Source organism: Paraburkholderia terrae (assembly GCF_002902925.1).
Classification (GTDB): Bacteria; Pseudomonadota; Gammaproteobacteria; order Burkholderiales; family Burkholderiaceae; genus Paraburkholderia; species Paraburkholderia terrae.
In genome coordinates, this window is record NZ_CP026112.1 from 735,320 (window position 1) to 748,729 (window position 13,410).

The following is a 13,410-nucleotide window of genomic DNA, read 5'->3' on the forward strand; positions in this document are numbered from 1 at the left end:
ATGATGAGTGCATGGCGTGCGGTTCGCACGCTGCACCAATGAGGTGAGCGGGCGACGACACGCGTCGCCGCCAATTGCGCGCACCATATCACCGCTTCTGAAAACAGGCAGACGGATTGCAAATCCCGCGTTGGGCGCGTGGTTTCAGGCGTTGCCACGCCTTGTCCCGGTGCATCGCAGGATTTTGCCGTTGCAGAGTTAGCGCAGCCTTAGCGCGGCGGTCGTCCGTGAGCCGATAAGAAAAACAGATTGGATCGCGCCAAATTGGCAATCGTGTCAGTCCCTTACGTTGGCTATCCTGAGCGTGCAACTGGTTGCGTGTTCTGCTAGCGGCGCATCGCGCGAGCGCCGCATTCCGATGACAACAGGAGACAGAGATGCGTGTGATCTGCAACGCAGGATCGCTTGCGTGCGCTTTGCCGACAGCGGCGAGCGCAGGGCGTGTGACAGAACGTGTGCAACATGACCTCATGCGCCGCCTGCTGGCCGCGTTCACCTTGCTCGTGTCGCTGCTGACGGCAATGGCCTGGCCGTCCGGCGCGCATGCGGCGGCGGGCCTCGCCAACCTGCCCGCCGTGATGCCCGCGATGAACTGCGCAGCCGTCGCAGGACTCGACCTGAGCGGCGTGACGGACGGCACGGTCACGATCACCTCGGCTGTCGTGCTGGCGGCGGGAACGGCCGTCGGCCAGCGCACGCTGCCCGCGCCTGTGTGCGACGTGAAGGGCACGATCGGACCGGGTGCATCGCTATTCGAATTGCAACTGCCGACGCAAGGCTGGACCCAGCGCTATCTGCAAACGGGCTGCGGCGGGCTTTGTGGAAACCTGTCGGTCAACGCACCGATGGCCTCGACCTGCGTGCCCGTCACCAACGGACAGATCGCGATGGCCGCGACCGACATGGGCCACGAAGGCGGCAATGACGGTTCATGGGCGCTCGACCCGAAGGCGAAGCTCGACTTCGCGTATCGCGCGGAGCACGCGACGGCGCAAGTGGCGAAGGCGATCATCAACAAGTTCTACGCGCGGCCCGCGAAGTACGCGTACTTCGACGGTTGCTCCGACGGCGGGCGCGAAGCGCTGATGGAAGCGCAGCGCTTTCCCGACGACTTCGACGGCATTGCAGCAGGCGCGCCCGCCAATGATCTGATCGTGCAGAACACCTTCCATCACGGCTGGGCAGCCGCCGCGAACATCGATCCGAAGACGGGCAAATACATTCTGCTCGCGGACAAGCTGCCGCTCGTCCATGCCGCCGTAATGAAGGCGTGCGACGGTATCGACGGCGTGACGGATGGCGTGATCGATCGTCCACAGGCTTGCCGTTTCGATCCCGCGACACTGGTGTGCGCGAAAGGGCAGGCGGCGGCGACGTGCCTGTCGGCGGCCGAGGCGACGGTGGTGCGCAAGATTCACGACGGCGCCACCGATACGAGCGGCGCGCGTCTGGAGCCGTTCGTCTCGCGCGAATGGGGCTCGGAGCTGAACTGGAGTCTCTTCGTACCCGCAACGGATGCAGGGCCGAGCGGCAGCATCAACTTCGTGATGCCGTTCCTGCGCTACCTCGACTACTTCAATGGATCGAATGCATCGGCGAGCTTTAGCGATCTGAAGTTCACGATCGACGCGTTCCTGAAGACCGTGCCGACCTCGAAGTACCTCGCGGCCACCGACCCCGACCTGCATCCGTTCGAACGGCGCGGCGGCAAGCTGCTGTTGTGGCATGGCCTCGAAGATCAGCACATCTCTCCGCGCTCGACGATCGAGTACTACACCGCGATGAAGAACGTGATGGGCAGCGAGCGCGTCGACGCCTTCGCGAAGCTCTATCTGTTCCCGGGCGTCGCGCATTGCGGCGGCGGGGAAGGGCCGAACACGTTCGATATCCTCACGCCCCTGATGTCATGGACGGAGACGGGCGCGAAGCCAGGCAAGATCGTCACGTCGATCATCGATTCGACGGGGCAAACCACGCGCACACGCCCGGTATTCCCATATCCGGCCGTGGCGCGCTACACCGGCTCGGGCAGCACCGACGACGCGTCTAACTTCGTGTCGGCGCAAGGCGACACGCGTGTCGATCTGAACTGGATGGGAGAGTGGCTCTACTCGCCGGGTTATGAGGCATGGTGCCAGGCGCAGGGCTCGCAACTGAACTGCACGGGCGGCAACAACTGGAGCAGCTATCGGAAGACGGCCAACGGGTTCTAGGAATGACCGCGCGCCGTCTTTTCATGACGGACGGCGCGCGGTTCATGAACCTTCAGGTGGTTGCAACGAGAAACGCTTCACCCGTCGATGGCCTTAGTCCATCGGACCGGCCCGCAAAATAGCGCTCGACGAGATCGGCCGTCGACACGTGCTTGACGCCCTTGAAACCCGCTTCACGCGCCAGCGTGAGCATCTCGACTGGCTTGAAGAAACTGACGAACGGCGTGCCCGCTGCCCGCGCGCGCTCGTAGACGAACTCATGCTGCGCGCGCTCGGCGGGATCGATCAGTTCGAGCGGCAGAAGAAACGTCATTGCCAGCGTCGAGCCTGGCGCGAGTTTCGCGATCTGGCGCAGCGTCGCCAGATTCGCCTCGCGTGTCAGGTACATCGAAACACCCGTCGATGCGATCACGGCGGGCGCGCTCGCATCAAAACCCGCGTCCGCAATCTGTTCCCACCACGATTGACCGGCTTCGAAATCGACGGGTACGAGCCGCAGGCAGTCGGGAATGCCGTAATCCAGTTCGAGCAGGCGCTCGCGTTTCCACGACGTCGCGCCCGGCCGATCCACTTCGAAGACGCGCAGCCGTGACGCGATGCGCGGCTTGCGCTGGGCGAACGTATCGAGACCCGCGCCGAGGATCACGTACTGGCCGACGCCGCGATCCGCCTGCTCCACAACCAGGTCTTCGATAAAACGCGCGCGGCCCACGATCGACGCGCGATAGCCGCGCGTTCCCTGCGCATCCATATCGGGACGTTCGCGCCAGCTTGCGTCGGGCGCGGCGAGCCGCAGACCGACTTCGTCGTCGAGCACATGCGGCGGCGCGTCGACCTGAACATGCATCGCGCGCCAAAGCGCGACGCGTACGGCAGTGCTGTCCGCTGCGACAGTTTGTTTTTCTTCCATGATGCCTCCCTCGGAAATCGAACACCAACGGCCAGAATCTAAACCGTTGGCGCAGATGCCTGTCAACACTTGCGCGATACAGCCGGATGCTTATCGCATACGCGGCACGCGATGCACGGCCCGAATCGTAAGCACTCCCGGCGTTTTGCGCGCAAGCACTGTTGCGTTGCAAGCGGGATGCCAGGCCCGTGCAGACGAGGGCAGGGCGCGGCGCTATACTGTGGACCCATTTACACACTATAAGTAGCCGGCGTGGCGGTGCGTCGAGACGCGCGACAGCATCAACCCTGCGGCAACGACATAAGAAATTGGCAGATCACGATCTGAAGCGGCTGAAAATCGACCGGCCAGCCGTCGCCACGGGTGGCCGCCGGCGCAACTGGATCGGCTACGGGGTCGTCGCGCTGATCCTCGTCGTCGCGCTCGTCGTCGGCCTCAGGCTGGCGGGTCCGCAGACCGTCGAGACGACGACCGTGGTGTCGGCTTATCCGTCGCAAACCTACACGCTGCTCAATGCAACGGGCTATGTCGTGCCGCAACGCAAGGCGGCCGTCTCTTCGAAAGCGCAGGGGCGCCTCGAATGGCTCGGCGTGCTGGAAGGCACGCGCGTCAAGAAAGACGAGATCATCGCGCGAATTGAAAGCAACGACGTCGAGGCGTCGCTTGCGCAGGCGAAGGCGCAGATCAAGGTCGCGCAGGCGAACCTCGCGCTGCAGCAGGCCGAGTTGAAGAACGCCGAGGTCAATCTGCGTCGTTCGAAAATCCTGGCGCCGAACGGCGCGATCCCCGCCACCCAATACGACGCCGACGTCGCGCGCTACGACAAGGCGGTGGCATCGATCGACAATAGCCGCGCCGCAATCGTGGCCGCGCAGGCGAACGCACAGGCCGCGCAGGTCGCCGTCGATCAGACCGTGATCCGCTCGCCGTTCGACGGCGTGGTGATCGAAAAGCACGCGAACGTCGGCGACAACATCACGCCGTTTTCGCAGGCCTCGGACAGCAAGGGCGCCGTCGTGACGATCGCCGACATGGACACGCTCGAAGTCGAAGCCGACGTCGCCGAATCGAATATCGGCAAGATCGCCGTGAACGCGCCTTGCGAGATCCAGCTCGACGCGTTGCCGGACATGCGCCTCGCGGGCAGCGTGTCGCGCATCGTGCCGACCGTCGACCGTTCGAAAGCGACGGTGCTCGTCAAGGTGCGCTTTGTCGATCGCGACGCGCGCGTGCTGCCCGACATGAGCGCGAAGATCGCGTTTCTGTCGAAGCCGGTGCCGCCCGAAGACCGCAAGCCCGTGGTCGCGGCGCAGCCGGCTGCCATCGTCGAGCGCGATGGCCGCAAGGTGGCGTTCGTCGTCAAGGACGACAGCGTGCGCGAAGTGCCCGTCACGACGGGCGCGACGCTCGGCGAACTGGTGGAAGTGAGCGGCGTGCGACCCGGCGACGTACTGGTGCGCGCGCCGAACGAGCACATCAAGGACGGCGCCAAAGTCACCGTGGCGAAGAAACAGTGAGCGAGCCGATCAACGCAACGCCGCCGCTCGTCGATATCCGGCATCTCGTCAAATCGTACCGGCGCGGCGTGCAGACCGTGCCTGTGCTATCCGACATCACGCTGGCGATCGGCGAAGGCGACTTCATCGCGCTGATGGGGCCATCGGGCTCGGGCAAGAGCACGCTGCTCAATCTGATTGCGGGCATCGACCGGCCGGACGGCGGCGAGTTGCGCGTCGGCGGGCTGGACATCACGCGGCTCAACGAATCCGCGCTCGCGCAATGGCGCGCGGCGCACGTCGGCTTCATCTTCCAGTTCTACAACCTGATGCCCGTGCTGACGGCGTTCGAGAATATCGAGCTACCGCTGATGCTCACGCGCCTGACGCGCAAGGAGCGCCGCGAGCGCGTCGCGCTCGTGCTCGACATGGTGAATCTGGGCAATCGCGCGCATCATTACCCGTCTGAGCTGTCGGGCGGGCAACAGCAGCGCGTCGCGATTGCGCGCGCGCTGATCACCGACCCGACGCTGATCGTCGCCGACGAACCGACGGGCGACCTGGACCGCGCATCCGCCGAAGAAGTGCTCGCGATGCTGCAGCGCCTGAACCGCGAACTGGGCAAGACGATCATCATGGTCACGCACGACGCGCACGCGGCGGGCGCGGCGAGAGCGCTCGTGCATCTGGAGAAGGGAGAGCTGATCGATGGCACGGCTCGCTGAAGCGATCGCGGCAGTATCGGAGATCATGCCGCCATGTACCTGCTGAAGCTGATCACGCGTAACGCGCTGCGGCACAAGCTGCGCACGACGCTGACCGTGCTCGGCCTGATGATTGCCGTGCTCGCGTTCGGGCTGCTGCATACCGTGATCGACGCGTGGTATGCGGGCGCGGCGGCCGCATCGAATGCGCGGCTCGTGACGCGCAACGCGATCTCGCTGACGTTCCCGCTGCCACTCAGCTACGAGAACCGTATTCGCGGCGTGGACGGTGTGACATTGGTGGCGCGCTCGAACTGGTTCGGCGGCGTTTACCGCGACCCGAAGAATTTTTTCGCGCAGTTCGCCGTGTCGGACAACTATCTCGACCTTTACCCTGAGTTCATTCTGCCCGCGCAGCAGCGCTCGGATTACGAGCGCGATCGCAAGGGCTGCCTGATCGGCAGGCAGCTTGCGACCGCGTATGGCTTCAAGGTCGGCGATGTGATCCCTATCAAGGGGACGATCTATCCGGGCACGTGGGAATTCGTCGTGCGCGGCATTCTGGATGGCCGCGACGAATCGACGATCACGCGCCAGATGATCTTTCACTGGGACTATCTGAACGAATCCGTGCGCAAGATGCCGGGGCGGCGCGCGGATCAGGTCGGCGTGTACGTGGTCGGCATCGACAATCCTGACGATGCCGCCGCGATTTCCCGCAACGTCGACAACGTGTTCAAGAACTCGCTCGCCGAAACGCTGACGGAAACCGAGCAGGCGTTTCAACTCGGTTTCGTCGCGATGTCGAATCAGATCATTGCGGCGATCCGGCTCGTGTCGTACGTGGTGATCGTGATCATCATGGCTGTGATGGCGAATGCGATGGCGATGAGCGCGCGCGAGCGCACCACCGAATACGCGACGCTCAAGGCGCTCGGCTTCGGGCCAGGTTTTCTCGCGCTGCTGATGTTCGGCGAGTCGCTGACCATCTGCACGGTCGGCGCGGGCCTCGGCATGCTCGCGACACCACCCGCCGCGAGCTTCTTCAAGCAGGCGACGGGCGGCGTGTTCCCGGTGTTCACAGTGTCGCGCGAAACGATGCTGCAGCAGGCCGCGTGCGCGCTCGTCGTCGGGCTGGCTGCTGCCATCATTCCGGCGCTGCAGGCGGCGCGCGTGCGGATCGTCGAAGGCCTGCGGGCGATCGGCTGAGATCAACGCTAAAGGCAAGCACAACGTGGCCATTCCGCTTTCGTACATCGCCCGCAATCTGTGGACGCGCCGTCTGACCACAGCGCTGACGGCGGGCGGCCTCGCGCTCGTGGTGTTCGTGTTCGCGACGGTGCTGATGCTCGACGCGGGCCTCAAAAAAACGCTCGTGTCGACGGGCGAAGCGGACAACGTCGTTGTGATTCGCAAGGGCGCGGAAACGGAGGTGCAGAGCGCGATCGACCGCGGCCAGGCGAACGTGATCGAGATGCATCCGGCCGTGGAGATGGGTAGCGATGGCAAGCGGATGGCGTCGAAAGAATCCGTCGTGCTGATTTCGCTGCTGAAGCTCGGCACGGGCAAGCCGTCGAACGTGGTGATACGCGGCGTCTCGCCTGCTGCGATGAGCTTGCGGCCGCAGGTGAAGCTCGCGTCGGGGCGCATGTTTGCGCCGGGGTCGTCGGAGATCATCGTGGGCAGCAGTATCGCGAAGGGTTTCAGCGGCACGCAACTCGGCGAGCATTTGCGTTTCGCGCAGCGCGACTGGACGGTGGTCGGCACCTTCGATGCGGGCGGCAGCGGCTTCGATTCGGAAATCTGGGGCGACGTCGATCAGCTGATGCAAGCGTTCCGGCGCACGAGTTATTCGTCGATGGTGGTGCGGATCGCGGAGTCCGATCAGTTCGAGCGCTTCAGGGCCGATATCGATGTCGATCCGCGTCTTGCGGAGGAGGCGAAGCGCGAGCAGACGTTCTATAGCGACCAGTCGAAGGCGCTGTCGACGTTTCTCAACATCCTTGGCTTTACGCTGTCGACGATCTTTTCGATTGCCGCGATGATTGGCGCGATGATCACGATGTACGCGTCCGTCGCCAATCGCGTCGCCGAAATCGGCACGCTGCGCGCGCTCGGGTTTCAGCGGGCGAACGTGCTGGCCGCGTTTTTGATCGAGGCGGTGTTGCTGGGGCTCGTCGGAGGGTTGGCGGGGTTGGGATGCGCAGCCTTCATGCAATTTGCGTCGTTTTCCACGACGAATTTTCAGACCTTTGCGGACCTGTCGTTCCGGTTCATCCTCACGCCGGCGATTGTTTTGAAGACGCTGGCGTTTTCGATGACGATGGGGCTCGTCGGCGGCTTTTTGCCCGCGATGCGGGCGGCGCGCATGAATATCGTTGATGCGTTGCGTGCGCGGTGAGTTTGCTGCGTGCAGCCGACGGGTTTTGTCGTTAGTTTGGCTTGTGCGTTTGCTGTTCGATCTCGGCGCGTAGGCGGTCTTCCTGCTCGCGCAGTTCGGGGGTGAACTCGTCGCCGAAATCTTCGGCTGAGAAGACCTGACGGATCTCGATTTCGGAATCGCCTTCCATCGGGTTCGGGCAGCGCCGGACCCATTCGACAGCTTCTTCCATCGATTTCACCTGCCAGAGCCAGAAGCCGGCGATCAATTCTTTTGTTTCTGCGAACGGGCCGTCGATTACGGTTCGGTTTGCGCCGGAGAAGCGTATACGCTTGCCGCGAGAGCTTGGGTGTAGGCCTTCGCCTGCCTGCATGATGCCCGCCTTCACGAGTTCTTCGTTGTATTGGCCCATTGCTGTCAGTAGCTCGGTGGTGGGCATCTTGCCGGCTTCTGAGTCGCTCGTTGCTTTTACGATTACCATGACTCGCATGTTTTTTCTCCTGGCTGACCTGGTTGGAACCGCGGAATGGCGGGTTTCATTTTGACGACGATTGAGGGTGGGGGGAATCGACAACATGGTCTGGTTTTTTTTGCCTTTGCGCTGGCAGCCGGGTTTTGCTTTCTTGGCGCGGGCGGTTTGGTTTGCTTGTGTTTGTGCTGGCATCCGCGTTTTGTTAGCGTGCTTCAAGCGTCGCCCCTGTGCGGGGCGGCACCTACTTTTCTTTGCCGCCGCAAAGAAAAGTAGGCAAAAGAAAGCGGCTAACACCGCCAGTTCTAGTGTTTGCCTGAGGGCCCCCAACGGGTCTTACGCTTCACACGGCAATCACGTGACCCATGTTCGTTGCCAGCGCTCTGAATTGACGCCTCACCTGCTTCACGCGTCCGCGTCGCAGCACGCCGTGCCAGATATTCCACGGCCGCCCAGGTGGCAAACTGTGTGTAGGCCGTAGCACCTCACACGCCTCACTTCGGACGATAGCGCATGCGTCCCACTCTGCAAGAGCGCTACCCTGTACGACGCGACAACCTACACACAGTTTGCCACCTGGGCGGCACATACCATTCGCTGCCGTGAGCCCATGTACGGGTGTTTGAAGCGGGTGAGACGCACATTCAAAGCGTTGGCAACGCACGCAAACAGAAAGGCTGCCGTATGAAGTGTAAGACCCTTTGGGGTCCCTCAGGCAAACACAAGAACTGGCGGTGTTAGCCGCTTTCTTTTGCCTACTTTTCTTTGCGGCGGCAAAGAAAAGTAGGTGCCGCCCCGCACAGGGGCGACGCTTGAAGCACGCTAACAAAACGCGGATGCCAGCACAAAGGCCGAAACACCGAACGGCGACGCGTGAACGGCAAACACCATAACGCGGATGCCAGCGAAAGAACCAACAAACCGAAACACCCGCGCCGCAAAGCCGCAAACGCGAATGCCACCGCAAAGGCCAAAACCCCAAACAGCGTCGCAGACAAACCCCTACCCCTTGCGTTGCAAATCCGCCGACTCCCGAATCACCCCAATCAACGCCCGCAACCCGGCGGGCACATGCCTCCTCCCAGGATAATAGAGACACAACCCATCCAGCGGCGGCGTCCAATCCTCAAGCACACGAACCAGCGTCCCCGCCTGGAGATCCTCAGCCACCGTCCACTCAGACAAGTAAGTAAGCCCAACCCCAGCCCGCGCAGCGCTCAACATCAGCCCGGATTCATCGAGCGTCAGCGCCCCCTTGCCATCGATCCGCACCGTCTCCCCATGCCGCTCGAACTCCCACTGATAGATCGTGCCACTCGGCATACGAGTCCGAATACAACGATGCTGACTCAACTCGTCAGGCGTACGCGGCGGCCGATGCCGTGCAAAATACGCCGGACTCCCGACCACAGCAAACCGCTGCTTATCCCCGAACGGTACAGCAATCATGTCCTGCGGCACCGTCTCCGCAAGCCGAATCCCGGCATCGAACCCTTCAACCACGATATCGATCAGCCGCCCCTCGGTCACGATATCGAGCTTCATCTCCGGATAGCGCGCAAGGAACGCAATGAAAACAGGCATCGCCTGATGCGCCGCCCCCACGGCCGTGTTGATGCGCAACGTGCCGCTCGGCGTGTCGCGAAAGCTGCCCGCCTGCTCCAGCGCGACGCGGATCGTCGACAGCGCGGGCGCCACGCTGTCGACAAACTGCGCGCCCGCTTCCGACAACGACACGCTGCGCGTCGTGCGATTGAAGAGCCGCACGCCGATGCGCGCTTCGAGCGCCGCCACGGAATGACTCAACGCCGAGGTCGAGACGCCCATTTCGTTCGCGGCGGCGCGGAAGCTCCGGTGACGCGCAACAGCCAGCACCGCTTCGAGTTCGCTCAGGCCGGTGGTCTTCATTATCCTGTTTTGCTCAATAGGTCATGTCCGATTGTACGACTAGTCGCGTCAATCAGGTGCCGCTATCTTTATGGCACTGAAGGCAAGTCACGGGATACGCAGATGCACACAATCGACACGATCTATATCGACGGCGCGTTCGTCACGCCGCACGGCGACGAATGGTTCGACCTTTTCAACCCCGCGACCGAGCGCGTGATCGGCCGCGTGCGTCTCGCCGACGCAAAGGATGCGCGCGATGCAATCGCGGCGGCAAAGCGCGCGTTTCCGGCGTTTTCGCGCACCAGCAAGCGCGCGCGCATCGACATGCTCAAGCGCATGCATGCCGCCGTCGTCGCGAAAGAGGACGAGCTTTACGAGGCGATCGTCGAGGAATACGGCGCGCCTGTGTCGCGCGGCCGCTGGATGGCGCAGCACGCGAGCAACGTGCTGATCGAAGCGGCGAAGGTGCTGGAACAGTACGAGTTCACGCGCCGCGCCGGCACGGCGGAAGTCGCGATGCAGCCGCTCGGCGTCGCGGGGCTGATCACGCCTTGGAACAGCAACGCGGGCTTCATCTGCGGCAAGCTTGCGGCCGCGCTGGCGGCGGGCTGCACAACTGTCATCAAGCCGAGCGAAATGAGCGCGCTGCAGACGCAGATCGTCACGCAGGCGCTCCACGAAGCGGACTTGCCGCCGGGCGTGTTCAACATCGTGACGGGACGCGGCGATTCCGTCGGCGCGCAGATCAGCTCGCATCCGGATGTCGCGAAGATTTCGTTCACGGGATCGACGGCCGTCGGCAAGACGATTCTGCGCACGGGCGCCGATACGCTCAAGCGCGTCACGCTTGAGCTGGGCGGCAAGTCGCCCACCATCGTGCTCGACGACGCGGACTTCGAGCAGGTCGTGCCGCTCGCGATCAACGCGGGCTTCATGAACAGCGGGCAGGCCTGCATCGCGGGTACGCGTATTCTGGTGCCACGCCAGCGGCTCGCGGAGTTCGAGGCGCGCGTGCGCGACGAAGTGGCGTTGACGCAATCGGGTGATCCGCGCGATCCGCGCACGACCGTCGGTCCGATGGTCAGCCAGAAACAGTGGGAGCGCGTGCAGCGCTATATCGGCATCGGCATCGACGAAGGCGCGCGGCTGATCGCGGGCGGAGAAGGGCGTCCCGATGGTCTCGATGCCGGCTGGTTCGTGCGGCCGACCGTCTTCAGCGACGTGACCAACGACATGGCGATCGCGCGCGAGGAAATCTTCGGGCCGGTGCTGTCGATCATCGCGTACAACGACACCGAAGAAGCAATCAAGATCGCCAACGATACCAACTACGGCTTGCAGGCGTACGTGTTCGGGCAGGACAAGACGCGCGCGCACGAAGTGGCGTCGCGCATCGAGGCGGGACGTGTGCTCGTCAACACGCTGGCGCATGAGCCGGCTGCACCGTTTGGCGGATTCAAGCAGTCGGGTATTGGACGCGAGTACGGCACATACGGCATCGAAGCGTTTCTTGAGCCGAAGGCGTTGCTCGGCGTGCTGTGAGCGTGTCGTGACGCGTTGAGCGTGGCGGTGAAGGACAGGGTGTCTTTCACCGCCTTTCTTTTTCTGGCTCGTGTTAGCGAAGGACGATCGCCATGCGCCGAGCACGGACGGAGCACGCCGCCCGTTGACGCGCACAATCGAGCCAGCACGCATGTGATACGCGAAAGTCTGCGTAAGCGAGCCCTTTGTGGCGAGCCTCCCAACGCGTGGAGCGCGTTGTTATCGTTTCGGCATCTTCATTACTGCAACGGCAGCCGCCGTTCTGCCGATCGCCATGATCTCGCTCAAACGCATCTCTCTTCTCGCCGCGCTCGTCGCGTTGACGTCCGCCGCTCATGCACAAGTGCCGCCTTCGTCCGATCTTCCGCCGTCGCACGACGGCTCTGCACACGACGGTCCGCCGCCGCATGGTCCGGGCTTCGCGGCCATCAACGATCTCGAGCATCTGCAGCGTCTCTACGACATAAGCGGACGCGACGCCGACATGAACGCGGTCTATCACGACGTGCTGTCGAAGACGCACGATCCGGCGCTGCGTCACTACGTTTATGTCGCGTTGGCTCGCAACCAGTTGAAGCCCGCCAACGTCGATCAGGCGATCGACACGATCCGCAAGAGCCTCGACGAAGATATCGACACGCTCGACAAGCAAGCTGCGCTGCGGCCGAAGCGCTGACATCTGTCCCCGCTCGCTGCCCGCATCACGCGAGCAGCGAGATCAATCCTCCGATCGTCAGCCCCGCGGCGAGCCACTTGCCTGCGGTGTAGAAGCTGTTCCGCTCGTCCTGCGGCTGGTCCGGCCGCTCCAGTCCCAATGCGCCATAGGCGAATGCCTTCACCGGCGAGACGTTGGCGGGGCTTGCTTCTGTGCCACCAGTAACATCGTCTGTTGCGCTGGGATCGGCGATGTCGCTGTCAGTCACGGCGGAGTCCGGCGTGTCGGTGTCCGTATCCGTGTCAGTGCCTGCGTCAGTCGATGCCGTCGCCGTCTGCACATTCGCCTGATCCGTAGTCTGCGCACGCGAAGCCGCCGCCGCGCCTTCGGGCGAAATGCTGACTGTGACGCCCGGCTGCGCGGGCTTCGTCGCAGCGTCCTGCTTCCCTTCGTTTTGCGCAGCGCCGATCACGTTGTTCGCCGCGGACTGCGCGGCTTGCGCCGATGCTTCGCCGGACACGGAAGCGCGATTCGTCGATGGCGTTGTCGCCGTCCCATATCCGACACTGCTTACCATTGCACGCCTCCTTCAGTCGCGAATTCCAGTTGCACTGATGGCGGTAACGTCCAGTTGCGCGCGCAACTTGAGGCCTCGTAAGGCCCGGTAAGCAAACCGGGCATGCGTCATGCGGCGATATACACCCACGCATCGATGCCGGACTTCAGCGTGACGTGTACGCGCTTGTAGTCCGACACCTCGTATTCGTCGGCGGCGAGTAGTTCCTGATGGGTGATTTCGAAGACCGTGCCCGCCACTTCGTCGGCCGGATTGGCGCTCGGGCGCACCACGGGATGGTGAGTCTTGCCGCTGATTTCCACGACCTTCGGATCGCCGATGGCAAGCAGCGTCTGCGCATAGCCAGGCAGCGCATCGGGACGGCCGGCGAGTTCGCGGCCGAAGCTGGAGATCTGTACGTTGCGATCCTGCAGCGTGCCGTACGAGAAGAGATAAACGATGTCAGGCGTGTTCAAGTGGCGCTCCTCGATTCGATTCGAAAGAGGAAGTCTACCGTCACGGCTCGACACGCGCCTGCGACCGTCGCGGCGACCCTTCGGAAAATCCAAGGAGGGAAAAATCGTCGTCAACTATC

Annotated in this window: 12 protein-coding genes; 7 read left to right on the top strand and 5 right to left on the bottom strand. The window is 63.2% G+C overall.

Annotation, left to right across the window (positions count from 1 at the left end):
- The first annotated feature begins 377 nt into the window (after positions 1–377).
- On the top strand, positions 378–2,213 hold the full coding sequence (locus C2L65_RS19460) for a tannase/feruloyl esterase family alpha/beta hydrolase (RefSeq protein ID WP_042312767.1): 1,836 nt from the start codon (positions 378–380) through the stop codon (positions 2,211–2,213).
- A 52-nt stretch (positions 2,214–2,265) separates the two neighbouring features.
- On the opposite strand, the gene C2L65_RS19465 is transcribed toward C2L65_RS19460, so the two are convergent.
- Entirely contained in the window at positions 2,266–3,123 is an 858-nt protein-coding gene (locus tag C2L65_RS19465; RefSeq protein ID WP_042312765.1) for a class I SAM-dependent methyltransferase, read from the bottom strand.
- 308 nt (positions 3,124–3,431) lie between these two features.
- Here C2L65_RS19465 and C2L65_RS19470 point away from each other — a divergent pair, with 308 nt between their 5' ends.
- The 4 genes from C2L65_RS19470 to C2L65_RS19485 are packed head-to-tail and all read left to right on the top strand — an operon-like array spanning position 3,432 to position 7,724.
- A complete protein-coding gene (locus C2L65_RS19470; RefSeq protein ID WP_035539585.1) occupies positions 3,432–4,640 on the top strand; it encodes an efflux RND transporter periplasmic adaptor subunit in 1,209 nt (402 codons plus the stop codon).
- Entirely contained in the window at positions 4,637–5,344 is a 708-nt protein-coding gene (locus C2L65_RS19475; RefSeq protein ID WP_042312763.1) for an ABC transporter ATP-binding protein, read from the top strand. Before C2L65_RS19470 ends, C2L65_RS19475 begins: the two co-directional genes overlap by 4 nt.
- A gap of 33 nt (positions 5,345–5,377) precedes the next feature.
- Positions 5,378–6,532, top strand: coding sequence for an ABC transporter permease (locus C2L65_RS19480; RefSeq protein WP_042312761.1), 1,155 nt, complete (start codon positions 5,378–5,380; stop codon positions 6,530–6,532).
- Positions 6,533–6,557: 25 nt separating this feature from the next.
- Complete coding sequence (locus tag C2L65_RS19485; protein WP_042312759.1) at positions 6,558–7,724, top strand: ABC transporter permease; 1,167 nt, start codon at positions 6,558–6,560, stop codon at positions 7,722–7,724.
- A 31-nt stretch (positions 7,725–7,755) separates the two neighbouring features.
- Here C2L65_RS19485 and C2L65_RS19490 read toward each other — a convergent pair whose 3' ends face one another.
- Both C2L65_RS19490 and C2L65_RS19495 read right to left on the bottom strand, forming a co-directional pair.
- Positions 7,756–8,193, bottom strand: a complete 438-nt coding sequence (locus C2L65_RS19490; protein WP_042312756.1) for a YciI family protein — start codon at positions 8,191–8,193, stop codon at positions 7,756–7,758.
- A gap of 981 nt (positions 8,194–9,174) precedes the next feature.
- Positions 9,175–10,080 (bottom strand): LysR family transcriptional regulator, encoded by a 906-nt coding sequence (locus C2L65_RS19495; RefSeq protein ID WP_042312754.1) that lies wholly within the window; start codon positions 10,078–10,080, stop codon positions 9,175–9,177.
- A gap of 102 nt (positions 10,081–10,182) precedes the next feature.
- Here C2L65_RS19495 and C2L65_RS19500 point away from each other — a divergent pair, with 102 nt between their 5' ends.
- Together C2L65_RS19500 and C2L65_RS19505 are read left to right on the top strand one after the other, a co-directional pair.
- On the top strand, positions 10,183–11,604 hold the full coding sequence (locus C2L65_RS19500; RefSeq protein ID WP_042312752.1) for an aldehyde dehydrogenase family protein: 1,422 nt from the start codon (positions 10,183–10,185) through the stop codon (positions 11,602–11,604).
- A 274-nt stretch (positions 11,605–11,878) separates the two neighbouring features.
- Positions 11,879–12,280 carry a hypothetical protein gene (locus tag C2L65_RS19505; protein ID WP_042312750.1) on the top strand — a complete coding sequence of 134 codons (402 nt, stop codon included), beginning with the start codon at positions 11,879–11,881 and terminating at the stop codon, positions 12,278–12,280.
- A gap of 25 nt (positions 12,281–12,305) precedes the next feature.
- Here C2L65_RS19505 and C2L65_RS19510 read toward each other — a convergent pair whose 3' ends face one another.
- A complete protein-coding gene (locus C2L65_RS19510; protein ID WP_042312747.1) occupies positions 12,306–12,836 on the bottom strand; it encodes a hypothetical protein in 531 nt (176 codons plus the stop codon).
- A gap of 107 nt (positions 12,837–12,943) precedes the next feature.
- On the bottom strand, positions 12,944–13,291 hold the full coding sequence (locus C2L65_RS19515) for a gamma-glutamylcyclotransferase family protein (protein ID WP_042312746.1): 348 nt from the start codon (positions 13,289–13,291) through the stop codon (positions 12,944–12,946).
- Between the last annotated feature and the right edge of the window lie 119 nt (positions 13,292–13,410).

What these genes read in the sequence shown, in the direction of transcription:
- C2L65_RS19460 (WP_042312767.1), top strand. Translation starts at nt 378, where the DNA reads ATGCGTGTGATCTGCAACGCAGGATCGCTTGCGTGCGCTTTGCCGACA.
- C2L65_RS19465 (WP_042312765.1), bottom strand. Translation starts at nt 3,123, where the DNA reads ATGGAAGAAAAACAAACTGTCGCAGCGGACAGCACTGCCGTACGCGTC.
- C2L65_RS19480 (WP_042312761.1), top strand. Translation starts at nt 5,378, where the DNA reads ATGTACCTGCTGAAGCTGATCACGCGTAACGCGCTGCGGCACAAGCTG.
- C2L65_RS19490 (WP_042312756.1), bottom strand. Translation starts at nt 8,193, where the DNA reads ATGCGAGTCATGGTAATCGTAAAAGCAACGAGCGACTCAGAAGCCGGC.
- C2L65_RS19495 (WP_042312754.1), bottom strand. Translation starts at nt 10,080, where the DNA reads ATGAAGACCACCGGCCTGAGCGAACTCGAAGCGGTGCTGGCTGTTGCG.
- C2L65_RS19500 (WP_042312752.1), top strand. Translation starts at nt 10,183, where the DNA reads ATGCACACAATCGACACGATCTATATCGACGGCGCGTTCGTCACGCCG.
- C2L65_RS19505 (WP_042312750.1), top strand. Translation starts at nt 11,879, where the DNA reads ATGATCTCGCTCAAACGCATCTCTCTTCTCGCCGCGCTCGTCGCGTTG.
- C2L65_RS19510 (WP_042312747.1), bottom strand. Translation starts at nt 12,836, where the DNA reads ATGGTAAGCAGTGTCGGATATGGGACGGCGACAACGCCATCGACGAAT.